Source organism: Bacillus luti (assembly GCF_001884105.1).
Classification (GTDB): domain Bacteria; phylum Bacillota; class Bacilli; order Bacillales; family Bacillaceae_G; genus Bacillus_A; species Bacillus_A luti.
The window spans coordinates 42,584-61,635 of sequence record NZ_MACI01000031.1; the positions used below are offsets into that span (position 1 = coordinate 42,584).

Below are 19,052 nucleotides of genomic sequence, written 5' to 3' on the forward strand. Positions count from 1 at the left end.
TTTATTCGGTAAAATAAAATTGACCGTTTATGTAAAAAAAATCGTATTACGATTTTTCTTCTTTTTTAATAAATTGCTGCATTGTTCTCTCAGCGATTTGAAGTGCAGTAGTAGAAATATAATAAGGTTTACTATTTGGGTTTTTATCTGCACCTTTTGTGATCTCGTTTAATTCAGCCATCAATTGATGAAACTTTTTCACCCACACTTGAAATTGTTCTGGCGTAGCATCAAACTCCCAGCAAGATGAAACGTAATTCCAATTAGCAGGATCTTCGCTTTCTTTTCTTAATATAAAAGCCTCTTCTGGTGCAGCGAGAATTTGGCTTTGCGTTCTTTCTATCATTTTTAAAAAAATTTGGCGACCTGATTCGCTTAATATTTCTAAATGAGGTAATAGATCTGCGGCAGGGGTGAAGCCTTTCGCAACAGATTGATAAAACTTTTGAACAATCCCATTTTTTTCTTCTGTATAAACAATCTCTATAAGACCATTCTTTTCTAATTCTTTTAAATGATAATGAATTTTCGCCCTTGAAATGCCGAATTTCTCAGATAGTAGTTGCCCTGTATAAGGACGTTCGCATAGTCGCATCATCATTTCGGCACGTAGTGGATCACTTAATGCTTTTAGTTGGCTATAAGTAGTGAGTGTTAACATGGGCTTCAAAATGATCAACTCCTTAAATAAAATTACTCGGTCAATATTATTTGACTGAATTGTATCAAGGATTCGAATTGTTTTCAATACTTTCTGAAAAATTAATTTTTACTATGTAATCTTCTGTTCATACTCCGTTCATATTTCTTTTTTATTATAAGTGCATAGAAAGTAAGAGAAAGGAGCGAGCGAAATGTTTTTAGCTCTGCGTGAATTAAAACAATCAAAATTAAGATACGGATTAATCGGACTTATTATGGTGTTATTATCATTTTTAGTCCTTGTCATTTCAGGATTAGCAAACGGATTATCATATGATAATGCTTCATCGATTCAAAATATGGAGGCAAATAAGTTTGTATTAGCAGATGATGCGGAAAATAAATTACTTCGTTCACAAATTAAGCAAGATGATGTAGATAACGTAGTAAATCAAGTAGGCGAGAAAGAGGCTGTTCCGTTTCGCGTGAAAAATTCAACTTATGAAAAGAAAGGTAGTTCGAAAAAAGTTGATGTCGCTATTTTCTCAAGTGAACGCGATTCATTTTTAGAACCGAAAATTGTAGAAGGTGAGAAGTTAGGTACAGCAAACAACGAAATGGTTGCTGACGAATCAATTAAAGAAAAAGGAATCGATATTGGGGATACAATTATTGATCCTGTTTCAAAGAAAGAATTTAAAATCGTTGGATTTACGAAAAATCAAATGTTTAGCCATACACCAGTCGTTTATGTAAATGAAGACGTATGGGGCGCAATTTCACAACCAAACCAAAAAGATTATAGTGCAATTGCACTTAATACAGATAAAGAAGTAAAAAATGCACACGTAATTGACAAAAAAGAAGTACTGCAAAGTATTCCAGGATTTAAAGAAGAGCAAGGAACATTAACGATGATCATTGCGTTCTTACTTGTTATCGCTGCATTACTAATCGGTGTATTCTTCTACGTAATTACATTGCAAAAAACACAGCAATTAGGTGTATTAAAAGCAATTGGTACAAAGAACACGTATTTAGCAAATAGCTTAGTTGTACAGGCGCTATTCTTATCAGTCGTGGCGATGATAATCAGCATCGTTCTTGTACAAGGATTAGAACAAATTTTACCAGCAGGTATGCCGTTCTTATTAACAACACCGATGATTGCACAATATGCAGCAATCTTTATCGTAATTAGTATTTTAGGAACACTTATTTCGTTATACCAAGTATTAAAAGTTGATGCATTAGAAGCAATTGGAGGCGGGATGTAATGACTTCATTATTAAAATTAGACAATGTAAGTAAAGTGTACGGAGAAGGGAATACTGAAGTAACAGCCCTTCATCCGATAACGCTTGATGTGAAAGCTGGAGAGTTTATCGGAATCGTCGGTCCTTCTGGATCAGGGAAAAGTACGTTATTATCAATCGCGGGTGCTTTATTATCACCGTCAAAAGGGGATATTTACATTCGTGAACAAAATATTACGAAGTTATCCGAAAAGGAAATGACAGACATTCGTTTGAAAAAAATCGGCTTCATTTTCCAATTCGCAAATCTCGTTCCATATTTAAATGTAAAAGAGCAATTACTGTACATCGCAAAGCTTAAAAAAGAAAACAAACAAGAATCTGAAAAGCGTGCGGATCACTTATTAGCGGCATTTGGATTAGGAGAAAGAAAAAGTCATTATCCAAATCAACTATCTGGTGGAGAAAAGCAAAGGGTCGCAATTGCTCGTGCGTTCATGAACAATCCAGATTTAATATTAGCAGATGAGCCAACAGCAAGCTTAGACTCAAAACGTGCACGTGAAGTCGTAGAAATGATGAAACGTGAAGTGAAAGAAAGCCAAAAAGCAGCAATTATGATTACACATGATGAAAGAATGCTTGATGTATGTGATCGTATATTGACGCTTAGAGATGGACAGCTAATACAAAATTAAACAATGAAAAAGGACAACAATGCTTATAAGCATTGTTGTCCTTTTTACAAATATATTTATAATGGCGTTATTTCGAGAAGAACGTTTTAATTTTATTTCGTGTTACTAATAAAAGTCCACCTAAAATAGATAACATACCTAAAGCCATATTATTTGATTGCTCACTACCAGCGTTAGGAAGTTCTCTAGCAGTGTTTTTTGCTGGAACATTTGTATTGTTAGCATTCACTGTCGTTTGCTTCGGTTGTGATACTTCATTAATTTTGTTATCTACATTTTGCTTCGTAGTATGTACCTCAGCTAATTTGTCATCAATTTTTTTCTCAGTATGTTTAAAGTCGTTGATTTTAATATCTAAGTCTTGTTTTTTCTTTGTTAAATCATCTGAAACAGTTTGTTTCGATTGTTTTATTTCGTTAATTTTATTGAGTAAATCTTGTCTAGCTTCCTGTAATTCAGCTAGTTTGTTTTTTATATCTTGTTTCGCTAGTTCTAAGTTAGCGGAAAGACTATCTAAATTGCCTTTGATTTTCTTAAGTTCCTCTAACGTGTTACCAGTGTTTGGCTTCTTTTCTTTTAGCTCAGCAAGTTTGTCCTCAGCAGTTTGTTTCGCCTTTTTTAGCTCGGCTAATTTTTCATCTACTTGTTTTTTTACTTCCTTAAGTTCATTAACCTTCTGATCGATGTTCTCTTTATGTTGCTTAATTTCATTCACTTTTTCATCGACAGTTTGTTTATGTTCTTTAATCTCATTAACCTTGTTATCGATATTTTGTTTATGTTCTTTTACTTCAGCAACTTTATCTTCTACTTGTTTTTTATGCTCTTTGATTTCAGCGATTTTATCTTCGGCGATTTGTTTGTCTTGCTGAAGTTTTGCATCTAGCTCTTGTTTATGTTGTTTAATTTCGTTAATTTTTTCATCAGCAACTTGTTTACGTTCATGTAGTTCATTAACCTTTGTATCAACATTTTCCTTAACTTGGTTAAGTTCATTCAACGTTTGATCCACGTTTTCTTTATGCTGCTGCAATTTCGCATCTAACTCTTGTCTATGTTGCTTAATTTCAGCTAAACGATCTCCAGGACTTTGCTGAGTAGTAGCATCATTTACTTCAGCATGAGCAGAGTTCGCGCCAGCAATCATTGCTAAAGCTAGGGTTGACGCAGCGATTGTTTGTTTTGTCTTCATATTTCTGTACCTCTTTCCTATGAATGAATTCCATTCTGTAAAATTGAGCATATAAAAGCAGATTATTATATCATTATATACTATGTTCGGCGCCTAGAGGAATTATTTGCATAATAATCTATGATTATGTAATGTTTAAAATCTATTATTTAGGGGGAGGGGATGTACTTTTAGCGAGATGAATATAGAGAATAGACAAAATGGCCGGAGAGATAACGAGTTGGAAACTTGACAAAAAAACTTATTTATGCTATAATTTACCAATATAAAAATAACGTGTATAATAGGGTTCTCCTGGCCAGGGGAACCCTATTTTTGTTGTGAAAATGAAGGAGTGTATGTGCGTGAAAAAAGGTGAAGCAAGTGTAACGTCGTTAGTATCAGCTTTCAGCAGGGCATATCATAGTGAATTTGATAGTTTGAAAATATTTGATGATTATGTAGCTAAAGAGTTCATTTCACAAAAAGAACGTAACGATATTGAAACGAACATGGTTCAAGGAATACAGTTTTTTAATACAGACATTGCACAGAAGTTTCAAGATGATTCAAACGAAATATTAAAGTGGATTACACAAGTTCAATTATCACCAACACCTTTAGCACGTGCGGCATATTGTGAAAGAGTATTACTACATGAAATTACACTGGGAGCGAAACAATACGTCATACTCGGTGCGGGCTTAGATACGTTCAGTTTTAGACACCGAGAGTTAGAGAATAAAATAGAAATATTTGAAGTGGATCATCCTTCTACGCAAGCGTTTAAAATACAAAGAGTGAAAGAAGCAGAGTATGAAATTCCAGGCAATCTTCATTTTGTTTCGATGGATTTTACTAAAGATTTCTCGAAGCAAACATTAGTGAATGAAGGATTTGAAAATAAAAAAACTTTCTTTAGCCTATTAGGTGTTACGTACTATTTAACGAAAGAGGAGCTTTCTAGTTTAATAGAATACTTATTCGAGATGGTTCCAGAGGGGAGCTCTATCATTTTCGATTATCCGGATGAAAACTTATTTACGGAAAAAGGGTTGTCCAATCGAGTTGAAAATATGGTAAAAATGGCTGCAGTAGGCGGAGAACCGATGAAATCATGTTATTCTTATCGCGAAATGGAAGCATTGTTAGAGAAGTCGGGTTTACTCATTTATGAGCACTTATCACCAGAGGACATAAATACATTATATTTTGAAGGACGGAACGATTATCTAGAAGCTTTTGAGACGGTGCAGTATATTCATGCGGTGAAGAAGTAGATAATTAGTATTGTGAATTTTTAGGAGGAACAATTGGGATTTCTTAAGAAAAAAGAAATTTTGTCTTTTTATTATATAAACGAATCAGTTTACTTTAATAGGTAGATTAAAATAAACTATGATATGATTAGCATTGGATTTCTTAATAAGGGGGTTTTTAAATGACGCCAGAACAAATTGTTAGAACATTTTTTGATGAAGTACGTTCGGGGAATAATCCTGATCATTCAAATCAATTCATGGCAGAAGAAGTATTGGCACATCAAATTGTATCTGAAGAAGAACAAACAGTTTGCAGAACACCTGAAGATTATGCTGAACATGTAAGAGAGATGATTGAAGTATACGGTAATTTTTCTTTAGAAATTCAAGAATTTTTAGTACAAGGAAGTAAAGTGTATGTACGTTGGAAACAAGTAGGTATGCATGTAGGCGAAATTGATGGATATGAACCTACAGGACTTCCAATCATTCAAATAGCAAGTGCAGTGTATAGAGTAGAAGATGGGAAAATTGCAGAGTATTGGATTCAAATTGATAGGTCAGGAATTCAAAACCAATTAGAGCGCAATAAAAATATGCAGTAGTTAACTTTTAAAGCTATAAGTAGGCATGGGGAGAAATCTCTGTGTCTTTTTTTTAGGGGAAATAAGGAAAAGAGATGCAGTGCTAGGAAGTATCATGTTATCAAACGACTACATGATGATAACGTTACATTGCCATGAATTTAAGGTTTTACACTAAAAAATACGCTATTCTTTCTATGATTCTACAGAAAGAATAGTGTATTCTTGCGAAGAGATGGACATATAGCGGGATCCCATATATACTGGTCAATTTACATTTGACAAAATTAATATTTAAGGGTGCGTAACCATATGGCTCTTTTTTTGTTCGCTATGAAAATTAGTTCTTTATTTCCATAAACTCTAACAAATCGTCCAAGACTTCTTGTTGATTCTGCCAGAGTTCAGGCAAGTTATCTAAGGGGAAAAATTTTAGCTGTAAGCTTTCTTCATTATCAGTATGTAATGTTCCATGAAAATCTCTGCAAATATAAGTCAATTTCACTAAGGCAACTTGATCACCGTTTGATAGCGTTCTTTCGTATTTTTTTCCAGAATACACATTAAAGAATTCAAGTTTTCCTAATTTTAAACCAGTTTCTTCAAATACTTCTCTCCTTGCTGTATCTTCAACTGTTTCGCCGAATTCCATAAAGCCGCCAGGGTGTCCCCACTTCCCGTTATCAGATCGTAATTGCAGAAGTACTTCATTTTTTTCGTTCAATACAAAACAACCCGCAACTACCATAATTACTTTTTCATGTCCAACCATATTTCTTAAATAACTTATATAATCCATGTGTTTCAGCTCCAATATGAATTTACATTCATTATAAATGATTTCATAGAAATTTGTTTTGTTTATTACATGTTATCCCTCGATTGCCTTAATTGTACCACCAGCAAGGACAAGGAGTAACCATACTCTTATAAAGGAATCTCTATTTTTGTTTTATGTATTTTTATGAAAGTAACTGATTTAACTTTGCATGTAGCAACAGGAGAAATTTGATTATGTATAGAATTGATAAATCTCCCTTTTTAGAATTTTCTTAAAGTAATTTTGACGTATTACTTTTTTCATTATAAAATAACATTCGGAAAACCAAATTTAACCAAAAGTATGTAAAAGGATATATCTTTCTAGCAGCAGTTATATGCTTAGGTGTGTCCTCTTTTGTAGTTCTAAGGGGGAAGGGTTAACTTTGGAAATAAGTGATTTGGAAAAGGTTGAATCCCTTTGCTTTGATGGAGGGAATGAAATTTATCATATTTTAAGGCCTGATTGGGATGGTGAAGACAGTTTATTTGATGTTATATCTGTTGAAGGATTTCAGAATCTGAAAAATTTAAAAACAGTGGAATATATTTCAATGTGTTACCCGATAGTATTAGAACCATTAAAACAAGTTGGAATAGAAATTGGGATTAATGAGAGGCAAGTTATGTACGAATAGAAGCGTTTTTTCTTATATAACTAACAGAATAGAATGGAGGATATTATGATAACAATCGATACAGATGGTGAAGCCTATTGGAGTAAAACTGTTGATTTAGGCGTTTTAGGTAAATTCAATAGCATTTTTATAGATTTAGATGGATGCGATATAACAGGGGCGACGGATAATATGCCTCAAGAAGAGAAGATAGAAAAGGCTACAAAATATTATGGTAATAGATTCAAAGAGTTAGAAACAAATGTGGGGTTTATAAATGAGCAATTTCTAATGTGGGTTATAACGCACTTATGTGACATAGAATATCCATTTTGGGAATTTGGTGATGAAGATGAAAGTAGTGAAGATTATCCAGATTATATAGTAAAAGAAGAAATAAAAAAATTCGAAGATGAAAATGGACAATTGCAACATGATCCGTATAGTCCAAGTCCGATTTATAGAGAAATTCAAGAATATAATGCATATAACAATGAAGATAATTTATCCAGCTATGAAATTATAACAAAATATTTACCAGTTCTTGATTTCAAAAAACTTGTAGATACAATTAGAGCTAATAGTATAGATACATTTGAAGATAACATAAACTTTCAAGTGAGTAGTGAGGTTTGTGGCGGAATGTTACTTTGTGCTACTTACGGAACAATCTATGCTAATAATGAGTTAGAAGTTACGCATAATTGTTAATATGAAGATTACTGATAGGGATATCGCTACACATCCATTAATTTAAAAATATTAACTACCTAAGAGTAAAAAACGCTATTCTTACTAAAAGAATAGCGTTTTGTCATTATTTAAATATGATTTCATCTGAATTTAAAATGGTAAAGTACTTTATTGAAATTGTGTAAAGGAAATTAAAACACAACATATTAAACGAAGTGATTTATCGTATAAATTTACATTCAGTTAATATTAGTAGGTGAATCGAAAAATTAGTGTTACTTGTTAAATGGGGCGTGTAAAAAAGACAAAATCTCTTAAAAAACACTTAAATTTTTACTCCATCAATCTTTACAATCCCTCCTTATAATGTGAATTGGACAAGCACCTAAGAGAAGGCAGAACATGTCAGTTTATACATTCAATTATTAGGGGGAGAATTTGTATGAAAAAGACGGTTGCTTCATTAGCTGTTATGGCGGCGTTATTACCGACATTTTCAGTATATGCGGAAGGGAAAGAGCAAGTCCGAAAGTCAGCTACAACTTTTAACGTTATTAGTGATATTCAAGGGGATTTAGGGGATTTTGATCATGTGCTAAAAGATATGAACAAAGTGACGCCACTTTCTAGAGCGCTTATTATGAATGGGGATATAACATCAACTGGACAGCAGTCACAATATGATGATGTGAAGCGTGTGTTAAACAAAAATAAGGTTCCAGGAAATGTATGGTCAACAGTTGGGAATCATGAGTTTTACGCTGGTAAATGGACGGCGGATGGGAAACTTTCTCAAAATACATGGCCAAATGGTGTAACGGAGGAAACGTTATTTAACCGCTATCTGAAATTTAGTGGGCAAGAAAAGGTATATCATAAAAAAGAATTAGACGGTTATCCGCTTCTATTTTTAGGAACTGAAAAATATATGAAATACCACGATTCAAAAATGTGGGACGAAGTATATATGAGTGATGAGCAACTAGGTTGGTTAAAACAAAATTTAGAAGAGTACAGCCAAAAAGATAAAAATAAACCAATTTTCATTTTCTCTCATCACGTTTTACCTGATACTGTGTCTGGATCAAGACAATCACCATATTTACAAGACTATTTAAACGTCGATAAATTGTACGATATATTAAAAGACTATCCGCAGGTCGTTTTCTTTACGAGTCATACGCATTGGGATTTAAACTTACCGGACTGGGCTGGTAAAAAGAAAATTGCAGGTGGAGATGAAAAAGGATTTACGGTTGTAAATACGGGTGGAATTGAAACGGGCTGGATGTCAGCTGGACCAAATGGCGGAGAGAAAACTGCTCCTGATGGATATTCATTTAAACAAGGACTACAAATAAAAGCGTACGGTAACGACGTAATTGTAACAGCTTACGATTATAAACGTGATAAAGATATTAAAAAATTATTAATTAGCGATTCGAAAATTGCACAAATGGCACCAAATGTTACAGCAGATGACAGTAAAAACGTAATCGTCGGTGCAACAGAATACATGGAGTATTCTATAGAAGGAACGAATGAGTGGCATACGTATAATCCAGGGAATCCTCCGAAATTTGATGGGGACAAAATTGTATACGTACGCCATAAAGGGGAAATGAATTTACAGCCAGGATTAACGCAGCTTCTTCGTTTTTCGGTAAATAAGTAGATTGGAAAGGGCCTACTGTTTAATAAGTGTGGGCCTTTTTGTTTTGTTGTTTTTTGTCGGTAATTCGATATCTTATGTCGAATCGTCGATATTAATTTCATGTACCGCAATGAAGTTATAAAACCGTAAATGCAATGTCACGTACCGAATTCCAATACATTTTTAATTCAGAAAGGTGACTTCATCATTTTTACATGTAATAATAGTATCGTTACATATATTGTGAAAGAAGTACAAAAGGAGCGTTACAATGAATTTATCTAAATTCCCAAGAAAAAAATATACAGAATCATATACACCAATTGAAAAGTTAAACAATTTTTCTGAAGCACTTGGTGGCCCAACTATTTATTTTAAACGAGATGATTTACTTGGTTTAACAGCTGGTGGTAATAAGACGAGAAAGTTAGAGTTTCTAGTTGCGGATGCGCAGGAAAAAGGTGCTGATACGTTAATTACGGCTGGTGGTATTCAGTCTAACCATTGCCGTTTAACTCTTGCGGCTGCGGTAAAAGAAAAGATGAAATGTATCCTTGTATTAGAGGAAGGGCTTGAGCCAGAAGAGAAGCGAGACTTTAACGGTAACTATTTCTTATATCACTTACTAGGTGCTGAAAACGTAATTGTTGTACCGAACGGAGCAGATCTTATGGAAGAGATGCAAAAAGTAGCGAAAGAAGTTAGTGAAAAAGGTAATACACCATATGTAATACCAGTTGGCGGATCAAACCCTACTGGCGCAATGGGATACGTTGCTTGTGCGCAAGAAATTATGGCGCAATCATTCGAGCAAGGAATTGATTTCAGTTCAGTCGTTTGCGTAAGCGGTAGCGCTGGTATGCACGCTGGTTTAATTACTGGTTTTTCTGGAACACAAAGCCAGATTCCTGTAATCGGAATTAACGTAAGTAGAGGGAAAGCGGAGCAAGAAGAGAAAGTAGCGAAACTTGTAGATGAAACTTCAGCTCACGTTGGTATTCCAAACTTTATTTCACGTGACGCTGTTACATGTTTTGATGAATATGTAGGACCAGGTTACGCGTTACCAACGCCGGAAATGGTAGAAGCAGTACAGCTGTTAGCAAAAACAGAAGGTATTTTACTTGACCCAGTATATACAGGTAAAGCAGTTGCGGGACTAATCGACTTAATTAAAAAAGGTAAATTCAATAAAGAAGACAACATTTTATTCGTACATTCAGGTGGTTCACCAGCTTTATATGCGAATACGTCTTTATTTGCGTAAGTGTGAAAAGCATTGGGTATCCAATGCTTTTTTTGTTATGTAATGGAATTATTAGGAAGTGAGAGGGGCGATTATATGAGTTCAAATTTAAAATGGATCATATATACGGTACTTAGCATTTCTATTCTATTAATTGTATTTGTGGCTTATGGTGTGTATTCGTATTTTACATCGTGAAGAGAAGTGAGATTCAATTTATTGTTCAGTTTCAAAACTCGATGTAGTTAGATACCCAATTAACAGAGAAAGTATTAAAAATATATGGTACGTAACTTTTTGGTCCTCCTCCGGGAAAATAAATATATACGACAAATTATGACAGAGGAATACATATACGTTTGTTATACTATGAAAGTTATTGATTTGTAATGTATATATAGGAGGATTTTTTAATGTTAAAGAAATTGTTATTAATTGTACTGATGAGCTTGTGCGTAGTTGCTTTAAGTGCTTGTAAAGGCGACGAAGAAAAGTTAAAAGCGACAACAGATGAGCAAAAAATAGAGGAAGATAAAAAAGTAGCAAAAGAAGAAAAAGCTAAACAAGAAGAGCAACAAAAAGCAGAGGAAGAAAAACGCAAGCAAGAAGAGCAACAACGAGCAGAGGAAGAAAAACGCAAGCAAGAAGAGCAACAAAAAGCAGAGGAAGAAAAACGCAAGCAAGAAGAGCAGCAAAGAGTAGAGGAAGAAAAGCGTAAGCAAGAAGAACAACAAAGAGCAGAGGAAGAAAAGCGTAAGCAAGCAGAACAGCAAAGAGTAGAGGAAGAAAAGCGTAAACAAGCAGAGCAGAAAACTCAGCAACAGCAGTCAATGCAACAAGCGAGCACACAAAAACAAGAAAAAACAACACAAGCAACGAGCGGGAAACCAACAAGATCACAAATTTCAGTTGGTTCACATGTAGTTATTCAATTGGATAATGACTATAGTAAGACTGCAAGCGGTGTAGTGAAAGATATTTTAACAAATAGTGAAACACATCCGTACGGAATTAAAGTTCGATTACAAGATGGGCAAATTGGCCGTGTTCAAAGTGTTAATTAATAAAATAAGATTAGCAAAATGCTAATCTTTTTTATTCGTTTAAATGTGGATTTACTGCTAATTAAAAATTTAGTCAAAAATAATGAAATTTCAGGAAAAATAAGGTACACTAGTCAATGGTTTTGGTTTAAAATCGATTGACGTTAATGTATACGGGGGAAAGATTGATGAACAATAATCCAGTAAATGAATCAGTTGAAGAAGTGGATAAAACACGGGTAAGATCAAGAAAACGTTTTACAAATTGGAAGCTAATCGCAGCGGGTATTGGTGTAATTGCACTTCTCAGTGGGGGAATGAGTTATTATCAGGCAACGCACTTCAATTCAAATGTTACGATTAACGACACAAAAGTCGGTGGTCTGAGTGCTGATCAGGCAATGCAGAAATTAAAAACTTCTGGACTAGCAAATAAAGTTTATGTCGATCAACAGCAAATTTTAGATGAAAAAGAGACAAAAACGGAACTTACGGAAAAAGATTTGCCGCAAGTTGAGAAACTATTAAAAAGTCAGTGGACATTTTTCCCTTCTGGAAAGGAAAAAAATTATTCATTGCTACCAGAAGAGGTAGATCAGTATCGTAGTAAAACGATGAAAAAGCTTGTAGAAGAAAAGCTCATCTCTATGAATGAAAAATTAAAGGCGCCTCAAGATGCTATGGCGAAGCTTGAACAAGGAAAAATTGTTATCTCGAAAAGTGTTGATGGAAAACAGTATGATGTTACGAGTCTACTGAAAGATTACGACAAGCAGAAGCACAAAAGTGAGATTCATTTGAAGTCTACATACATACAGCCTATTAAAGAAGACGATCCGATTATCAAAAAAGAGGAGAAAGCACTACAGAATCTTCTTGGGCAGTCCGTTGAATATAAAGTGCAAAATGAAGTGTATCCTTTAAAAGCGAAAGATTTAATTCAAAATGCCTCTATGTCAAAGGATATGAAAGTGACAATCGATGCGAGCGACATTAAGAAAAAGATTACAGAAATTAATAATGCTAAATCTACATTAAATAAAGACTTCGCTTTTAAAACACATTCTGGTTCGGTCATATCAGTAAAAGGGCAAGGATACGGCTGGGCATTAGATGTTGAAAAAGAGACAAAACAAGTTGGGCAAGCCTTTGAGAAAGGCGAAAAATCGCTTTCTGCTTCTAATATTCACGGAAATGGTTGGAAGAAGGAAGGTATCGGCTATGAAACAACATCGAATAATGGCATCGGAGACACATATGCAGAAGTTTCCATTGCAGATCAACAAATTTGGATTTATAAAGATGGGAAATTAGTAGTCACAACAAATGTAGTAACTGGTAAACATAGCACGGGTGAAGATACATCACCAGGTGTGTGGTACGTTCTATACAAACGAACACCATACACGCTAAGAGGTAGCGCAGTAGGGAAAGCGGATTATGCAGTTAAAGTAGATTACTGGGTTCCATTCACAAATAGCGGTCAAGGGTTCCATGATGCCGGCTGGCGAAAAGACTGGGCAAATAATGCCTATTTAACAGGCGGATCAGGTGGGTGTGTGAACCTTCTACCTAATGTTGCAAAAACTGTGTATGATAGTATGAACACGTATGATCCAGTTATCGTGTATTAGAAAATAACTACGTATCAAGAACTTAAACGAATAAACGAAGCAGGAAATCTTACCTGATGGTACATGAAAAAACACCTATTGCATTCGCATACTAAGTGCAAATGCAATAGAGGTGTTTTTGTTTGAAGACAACAGTTTATCCCGCTTTAATGGGCAGTAAGACCCCCACCTCAAAATTCAGCGGAAGCAAAGAAGTTAGGTGGGGGTCGGGCTGCCCATAAAAGTCAGATTGGTGAGGGCTAATAATCAGTGGGGGATGAAGAAAACCCCCACTGATTAAAGTTTCACTTTATTGCTTATAAGAAACAAAGTGGCAAGAGGTTGAGATAATAAAATAGGTGTTCCAATAGTCAATAGTAATCGATAATGAATATCGCATATTTTAAAAAACTCCTAACAAAATTTGTTAGGAGTTTTTTCATGTTTCTACTCTACTATTTTAAAAGTGGGACCTCTACATCGCTATAAAAGTATCGATCCAATCCAAGTGTATATTTGTGACGTGTTGAATTCAAACTTGATACCTTAGATTCACAGATTTTTCTCCAGTCGTGCTGATTACGTATAATTACATAACAACTTGTCATTGTAACTTTGTTATCTTGCTGTTACATTCCAAAATGCGTACAACAGCGTACCTTCAAGGTTATACTGAGTCTGGAGGTGATTCAAAGTGACATACGATCGGAAAATGAATTCGAAACAAACTAATTCATAAACTGATTTTTACAAGTAAATTCCATCCGTATTTCAATTGGTTTATAAACGAATGCGGAATTATTTTTCGGAAGATGAGCTTTTCATTAGCCAAGAGAGTTTTAAAGATCAAGTCTTCATTTTGAAACTAAAATCGCTTTTATATTAGGCTTCGAATTTTTATGTGGTACAGACATTAGTTGAAAGATAGGTTTTTCCTGTTCTTATTTATATCGTTAACTTGATAATTTATAAATATGAATTTAATGGGGGGACATTATGAAAGATAGCAAACGTTTTAATTTTCACAAGCTTTGGCTAGGACAGTCTATAAGTTTATTAGGTACTCAGTTTACAATAGTAGCTTTGCCACTTTTTGCATTAGAGGTGTTACAAACAAGTGAAGCAAATGCCGCTATGATTCGTGGGGTTATATTCATCCCATACCTAATTTTCGGGTTAGTAGCCGGTGCTTTAATAGACATTTTTCATAGGAAAAATGTCTTACTAATTTGTAGTTTATGTCAAGGGGTATTGTTTTTATCAGTATTCATACTAACAGTAACAAATATTATAACGTTCCCTTTACTGGTATTTATCATGTTTTTAAATGGAATATTCACCACATTTTACAACATTGCCATTCCTTCTTTCTTACCGGAAATACTAACAGATAAAGAAAACTTAAAAAAAGGAAATGCTCAACTAGCACTTTCGGAGTCTCTTTCTATAGTAATTGGTCCTATGCTTGCTGGAATCGTCATTACTCTAGTTGGATTAACAGGATCATTCACTGTTGACGCAGTAACGTATTTTCTTTGTTTTATGTTTGTATTATTTATTTCAAAGTTTAGACCGCATACAGAAGGTTCTTTAAAAGACGTAAATTTAAAATCTATATACCAAAACATATATGAAGGTTTGGTATATTTCAAAAAACACCCTGTATTGGAACCAATTGTGACATGTGGTGCTGTTTATGGTTTTTTTAAATACATATTAAATAGCATTTTAGTAATATTCCTTTATAAGGTAATGGGTCTATCTGAAATTGAAATAGGATTTGTTGTAGGTTCAGCAGCGGTGGGATTTTTAATAGGCAATACGATACTCATGAAAAAAAGTCAACAAATTAATAATACAAAAATGCTTATTTATAGCGCTACTGTATCAGTTACGGGTTTGGCTTTTATACCGATAATGGGATATATGGGAACAGTCTACGGAATAGTAGCCGCAAGTATCATACATGGTATGGGAGAAGGTGTATTTGGGCCTTACGCTGCAACTATACGACAACTTGCCTCACCAAATTATATGCTAGGCCGAGTAAATGCTGTACAGCGTACGCTTAATTGGGGAGCTTGGGCATTAGGAAGTTTTGCTAGTGCATTTTTAATTTCTATATTTGGGCTTCAAACTACGTTATTTATAGGGGGATTCGGAACAACGTTGTGTTTAGTGGCGTTGTTAAGACGAGGTGTATCAAAAGGAAATGACATTGAATATACGAGTGCATTTTAGAGGAGATGATTATGATGCATAAGGTATTAAAAGGAACTGACATAAAAAATAAACTACACATTTTATTTATAGGGGGATGGACAAAGCCTATACAAGATGCATTAGACAGTGGCTATACTGTTTCGTATATAGGATCGTACACTAAACACATATATTTTGATGGGGCTATCTTAGAAAAATGTTTCTATAAAAAAGAATTAGACACGACAAACATACCCTTGTCTATATACTATGCTGAAGAATTATTCAAAGAGAAACCCTTTGATGTGGTTGTATCTTTCAACGAAACAGCATTAGATACGGCTTGCATAATTGCAAAGATTTTTAATGTTAAAGGGCCTTCTTACAATGCTAATATGATAACCCGCAATAAAGACATGATGCGTGAAATTCTAGCAGGCAAAGACTTTTCGATAGATTCGACAGTTTGTAATAACACTGAAGACATTAATGAATTTTTGAATAAAAAAGATAGTGTTATAATAAAGCCGCCGATTGGGGCAGGGGGTAAAGGAGTATCTAAGCTAGACTCGGGAGATGACGTAGAGGTATTTATTGAAGAAAATGGTATTCAACTACCTGTTTTAGTGGAAGAGTATATTGAGGGTGATATAGTTTATACGGTTGAAACCGTTTCTTATAACAACAAACATTCTATACTTGCTATATCATCTGAAGTATTTAAAGAAGATACATTTATAATAAACTATACTATTATGCCAGCACCTATAGATGAATCTCAAAAACAATTAATTATGGAGAAAGTAATGCTATTTTTGGACGACATGCAAATGGAAAATGGCGTTACTCATACAGAAATAAAGTTAGACAAACAAAATAAGCCAATAATTATAGAGTCTCAAGTTAGAATAGGTGGCGGCAACATCTGGAAGATGGTGGAACTAACAACTGGCATATCTCAATTTGGATACTATTATGATGCGCTAGCTACTGAGACTATAGATGAATTTAGATGTGTACCTTCAAAATGTCAAGCTATGTCTTTAAGTTTAATTCCAAAACCAGGTTGCTTAAAAGAAATCAAGTATAAAGGGTTAGCTAACATATCCGAGATCGTATTAATTGATCTATTAGTAAAAGAGGGCGACACCATACCAAATATTGTGGATAGCACTCAGCGCAAAGGATCTATATTATTTACGGCTAATGATATAAAACATATGTACGAAGTTGCAGAGGAGATATGTGACAATATAACGTTTGTTTATCAGGATTTAACAGAATGGAAACCTTCTTTTAAAAAATATATGTAAAAAGAAATGTAGCACATGACTGGTCTATATAAAAAAGAGAAATTTTAAAATTCCCTGATAATGTTAAGCCTGAGCAAAATAATTAACCATCCTATGCAAGAAAGTTCAGGTAGCTAATCGCATATGTTTTATGGAAAGGATGTGATTGAACTATGGAACGGCCGAATTGGGGAATTGGAGGATTAGTATTCGTTGGCTGCATGTTTCTTGGCGGAGGAGTGGGATCTATATTAGGTGATACTCATGCTGGATGGTTAATAGGGATGGGTGCTGGATTTATTGGGATGGCTTTAACGAGACTGATCAGAAAGTAATGTAACTGGGCTTCTTCTTCTGGTAAATAAGGAAATATGTATGTAAGTAATTCATGGCATAAGAGCTCTATAAATTATAGTTAGCATGTATTTGTCTTTTCTAAATTTCTCCATACATAGATACGATTCTCAAGTCGGAGAATGGCACCTTAGGGTGTCTTTTTTACGCTCTTTAAAAATGTCTCAACATACAATAGCTGAGTTTTGCCTTCAATCTCCGATGCCCATTAAGCATAAAATAAAAATTCTGCACCATTTAAACTCTGATAACAATTCATACGATCAAAAATAATTGAGTTAATAGCTTTCGGTAGATTGCCATCATCTTTTTTATAATAGAATAGATTCATTACCGTTTCAGACCTATGTATTCATTCATAACCTAACAGTAAAAGGGGAGATGATTAAAGGTATGGCATGTAATGATGAATTAATTTGTCAACAGTTTGCAAGAATTATCGGCGGGCAAGAAGGATTCGCCGGCGGGAAATGCGTGGCAACAATAAATCGAGATGAAATACAAGCAACAATCTTAGGAAAACGTTTTAGGGTAACAACATCCTTCTCATTCGAATCACGAGATTATAAAACTGGACGAGCATTATGCCTAGGCCGGGTAGCGCTCTTACAAAAGGAAGTTACTGAATTTGTTGCTACAATTATGAAACAAGGAATAATCGTTTCGTCTATACACAACGAATGGTTATGTGATAATCCAAATTTGATTTACGTTAATATCGAGGACGTTGATGATCCACTAGATTTCGCAAGAAAAGTTAGAAGAGCGTTATGTAATTAACTCATTTCTTTCGTTAAATGTGTGATTTTGTTAAGTAGAATATTTCGGATTGTTGAAAGGTATTATAAAGTGAAAGAAGGCGTTCCATGTTTGGAATGCCTTTTCTTGATGTTTTTATAATTTGAAAGACGAGGAAACGAACGTGGAGGGAGTAGTAGAAGCATGTTTGAGAGGATTAAATCAATGAAAAGGAAGTGTTTTTAATTCGGGGCTATGGACCTATCCTCTCGTTCTAATTCACTAAAAGAAGAACTTCCCCATACCCATTAGACTACTAAGCATTCCAATTCCATTCATAGTGCCTTTTCCTACTGTAAGTAAGTTTCCAAGCATTCCTGGCTGACCGTAACCTCCGTTATTCCCCCATCCCATGGGACTTATCTGTCCTCCCCATCCTGGAAAGTTTCCGAAAGCCCCCCAGTTATTGGTATTAAATTTAAAAGCTTTAGCTGGCGGTGATAGTAAAGCGGCAAGATGCCCTTGTGCGAACATCCCTGTATGATTGAATGGTTGGGCCCAGGGGAAGGGAGGTTTTTGAAAATTAAAACCTGCATGGTTTGGTAATGGAGTCCAACTAACAGGATGTCCTTGGGGCATCATCCCTGCATAATGGATTGGCTGCCCCCAAGAGAAGGGAGGGGATTGGGGATTGAAGCCCGTATAATTGGTTGGTGAATTCCAACCAAATGGATAGACTCGATAACTCCAATTCTCAGGAACCTTCAGACCATTCATTCCCTCAGCTTTAGTTATTTGGGGCTGTGAATATAATGATGACATTGAAATATGGTTATTATATTGTTCCCCGTTTCCCTTTGAATTCAAATACCAATATTGGTGCATAAGCTTATTCCCCTCACTTTAAAAATGTAATGTTAGACTTAGCCTATGTAATATTCCTTTTTATGGATGGTTACATAACTAGAGCTACAAGCCTGTATTTAAAGGAATGGGTGTGTGGTCTTGTTGATTTATCCCGCTATTTGTGTGGGCTGCCTGTAAAAGCCCCACTGATTAAAGTTTCATTTTATCCCGCTTTAATGGGCAGTAAGATCCCCACCTCAAAATTCAGCGGAAGCAAAGAAGTTAGGTGGGGGATCAACTGCCCATAAAAGTCCGATTGGTT

Annotated in this window: 17 protein-coding genes and 1 pseudogene; 14 read left to right on the forward strand and 4 right to left on the reverse strand. The window is 34.7% G+C overall.

Annotation, left to right across the window (positions count from 1 at the left end; all coding sequences use genetic code 11):
- Positions 1-46: 46 nt before the first annotated feature.
- A complete protein-coding gene (locus BAQ48_RS07710; protein ID WP_071710620.1) occupies positions 47-670 on the reverse strand; it encodes an ArsR/SmtB family transcription factor in 624 nt (207 codons plus the stop codon).
- Positions 671-854: 184 nt separating this feature from the next.
- Between BAQ48_RS07710 and BAQ48_RS07715 the strand changes: the two genes are divergently transcribed.
- A complete protein-coding gene (locus BAQ48_RS07715; RefSeq protein ID WP_071710621.1) occupies positions 855-1,919 on the forward strand; it encodes an ABC transporter permease in 1,065 nt (354 codons plus the stop codon).
- On the forward strand, positions 1,919-2,596 hold the full coding sequence (locus BAQ48_RS07720; RefSeq protein WP_071710622.1) for an ABC transporter ATP-binding protein: 678 nt from the start codon (positions 1,919-1,921) through the stop codon (positions 2,594-2,596). The genes BAQ48_RS07715 and BAQ48_RS07720 overlap by 1 nt, the downstream gene beginning before the upstream one ends.
- A gap of 67 nt (positions 2,597-2,663) precedes the next feature.
- Here the strand turns inward: BAQ48_RS07720 and BAQ48_RS07725 are convergent, their stop codons facing one another.
- Positions 2,664-3,788 carry an LPXTG cell wall anchor domain-containing protein gene (locus tag BAQ48_RS07725; protein WP_071710623.1) on the reverse strand — a complete coding sequence of 375 codons (1,125 nt, stop codon included), beginning with the start codon at positions 3,786-3,788 and terminating at the stop codon, positions 2,664-2,666.
- Positions 3,789-4,132: 344 nt separating this feature from the next.
- Here BAQ48_RS07725 and BAQ48_RS07730 point away from each other — a divergent pair, with 344 nt between their 5' ends.
- Positions 4,133-5,047 (forward strand): class I SAM-dependent methyltransferase, encoded by a 915-nt coding sequence (locus BAQ48_RS07730; RefSeq protein WP_071710624.1) that lies wholly within the window; start codon positions 4,133-4,135, stop codon positions 5,045-5,047.
- Positions 5,048-5,208: 161 nt separating this feature from the next.
- Complete coding sequence (locus BAQ48_RS07735; protein WP_071710625.1) at positions 5,209-5,634, forward strand: ester cyclase; 426 nt, start codon at positions 5,209-5,211, stop codon at positions 5,632-5,634.
- Between the two features lie 319 nt (positions 5,635-5,953).
- Here BAQ48_RS07735 and BAQ48_RS07740 read toward each other — a convergent pair whose 3' ends face one another.
- The gene (locus BAQ48_RS07740) at positions 5,954-6,412 is read right to left on the reverse strand and encodes an NUDIX hydrolase (RefSeq protein WP_071710626.1); all 459 of its coding nucleotides are present in this window, start codon (positions 6,410-6,412) and stop codon (positions 5,954-5,956) included.
- A gap of 394 nt (positions 6,413-6,806) precedes the next feature.
- On the opposite strand from BAQ48_RS07740, the pseudogene BAQ48_RS07745 reads away from it, so the two are divergent.
- The 10 genes and pseudogenes from BAQ48_RS07745 to BAQ48_RS07790 all read left to right on the forward strand — a co-directional run.
- A pseudogene (locus BAQ48_RS07745) lies at positions 6,807-7,070 on the forward strand (DUF6892 domain-containing protein); the annotation flags it as partial.
- A gap of 45 nt (positions 7,071-7,115) precedes the next feature.
- Positions 7,116-7,760: a hypothetical protein gene (locus tag BAQ48_RS07750; RefSeq protein ID WP_071710628.1), complete on the forward strand. Its 645-nt coding sequence runs from the start codon at positions 7,116-7,118 to the stop codon at positions 7,758-7,760.
- A 424-nt stretch (positions 7,761-8,184) separates the two neighbouring features.
- On the forward strand, positions 8,185-9,417 hold the full coding sequence (locus BAQ48_RS07755; protein WP_071710629.1) for a DUF4073 domain-containing protein: 1,233 nt from the start codon (positions 8,185-8,187) through the stop codon (positions 9,415-9,417).
- Between the two features lie 250 nt (positions 9,418-9,667).
- Positions 9,668-10,663, forward strand: a complete 996-nt coding sequence (gene cuyA, locus BAQ48_RS07765; protein ID WP_071710630.1) for a D-cysteate sulfo-lyase — start codon at positions 9,668-9,670, stop codon at positions 10,661-10,663.
- Between the two features lie 392 nt (positions 10,664-11,055).
- Positions 11,056-11,706, forward strand: coding sequence for a YwbE family protein (locus tag BAQ48_RS07770; RefSeq protein ID WP_071710631.1), 651 nt, complete (start codon positions 11,056-11,058; stop codon positions 11,704-11,706).
- A gap of 167 nt (positions 11,707-11,873) precedes the next feature.
- Positions 11,874-13,319, forward strand: coding sequence for a L,D-transpeptidase family protein (locus BAQ48_RS07775; protein WP_071710632.1), 1,446 nt, complete (start codon positions 11,874-11,876; stop codon positions 13,317-13,319).
- Positions 13,320-14,294: 975 nt separating this feature from the next.
- Positions 14,295-15,539 (forward strand): MFS transporter, encoded by a 1,245-nt coding sequence (locus tag BAQ48_RS07780; RefSeq protein WP_071710633.1) that lies wholly within the window; start codon positions 14,295-14,297, stop codon positions 15,537-15,539.
- Between the two features lie 14 nt (positions 15,540-15,553).
- Positions 15,554-16,813 (forward strand): ATP-grasp domain-containing protein, encoded by a 1,260-nt coding sequence (locus BAQ48_RS07785; protein WP_071710634.1) that lies wholly within the window; start codon positions 15,554-15,556, stop codon positions 16,811-16,813.
- A gap of 152 nt (positions 16,814-16,965) precedes the next feature.
- Entirely contained in the window at positions 16,966-17,127 is a 162-nt protein-coding gene (locus BAQ48_RS27895; RefSeq protein ID WP_000441003.1) for a hypothetical protein, read from the forward strand.
- A 400-nt stretch (positions 17,128-17,527) separates the two neighbouring features.
- Complete coding sequence (locus BAQ48_RS07790) at positions 17,528-17,926, forward strand: DUF1259 domain-containing protein (RefSeq protein WP_071710635.1); 399 nt, start codon at positions 17,528-17,530, stop codon at positions 17,924-17,926.
- A gap of 240 nt (positions 17,927-18,166) precedes the next feature.
- On the opposite strand, the gene BAQ48_RS07795 is transcribed toward BAQ48_RS07790, so the two are convergent.
- The gene (locus tag BAQ48_RS07795) at positions 18,167-18,769 is read right to left on the reverse strand and encodes a hypothetical protein (RefSeq protein ID WP_071710636.1); all 603 of its coding nucleotides are present in this window, start codon (positions 18,767-18,769) and stop codon (positions 18,167-18,169) included.
- Between the last annotated feature and the right edge of the window lie 283 nt (positions 18,770-19,052).

Coding starts and splice junctions, on each gene's coding strand:
- BAQ48_RS27895 (WP_000441003.1), top strand. CDS start 16,966: ATGGAACGGCCGAATTGGGGAATTGGAGGATTAGTATTCGTTGGCTGC.
- BAQ48_RS07715 (WP_071710621.1), top strand. CDS start 855: ATGTTTTTAGCTCTGCGTGAATTAAAACAATCAAAATTAAGATACGGA.
- BAQ48_RS07775 (WP_071710632.1), top strand. CDS start 11,874: ATGAACAATAATCCAGTAAATGAATCAGTTGAAGAAGTGGATAAAACA.
- BAQ48_RS07780 (WP_071710633.1), top strand. CDS start 14,295: ATGAAAGATAGCAAACGTTTTAATTTTCACAAGCTTTGGCTAGGACAG.
- BAQ48_RS07720 (WP_071710622.1), top strand. CDS start 1,919: ATGACTTCATTATTAAAATTAGACAATGTAAGTAAAGTGTACGGAGAA.
- BAQ48_RS07790 (WP_071710635.1), top strand. CDS start 17,528: ATGATTAAAGGTATGGCATGTAATGATGAATTAATTTGTCAACAGTTT.
- cuyA (WP_071710630.1), top strand. CDS start 9,668: ATGAATTTATCTAAATTCCCAAGAAAAAAATATACAGAATCATATACA.
- BAQ48_RS07750 (WP_071710628.1), top strand. CDS start 7,116: ATGATAACAATCGATACAGATGGTGAAGCCTATTGGAGTAAAACTGTT.
- BAQ48_RS07735 (WP_071710625.1), top strand. CDS start 5,209: ATGACGCCAGAACAAATTGTTAGAACATTTTTTGATGAAGTACGTTCG.
- BAQ48_RS07770 (WP_071710631.1), top strand. CDS start 11,056: ATGTTAAAGAAATTGTTATTAATTGTACTGATGAGCTTGTGCGTAGTT.
- BAQ48_RS07785 (WP_071710634.1), top strand. CDS start 15,554: ATGCATAAGGTATTAAAAGGAACTGACATAAAAAATAAACTACACATT.
- BAQ48_RS07725 (WP_071710623.1), bottom strand. CDS start 3,788: ATGAAGACAAAACAAACAATCGCTGCGTCAACCCTAGCTTTAGCAATG.
- BAQ48_RS07795 (WP_071710636.1), bottom strand. CDS start 18,769: ATGCACCAATATTGGTATTTGAATTCAAAGGGAAACGGGGAACAATAT.
- BAQ48_RS07740 (WP_071710626.1), bottom strand. CDS start 6,412: ATGGATTATATAAGTTATTTAAGAAATATGGTTGGACATGAAAAAGTA.
- BAQ48_RS07755 (WP_071710629.1), top strand. CDS start 8,185: ATGAAAAAGACGGTTGCTTCATTAGCTGTTATGGCGGCGTTATTACCG.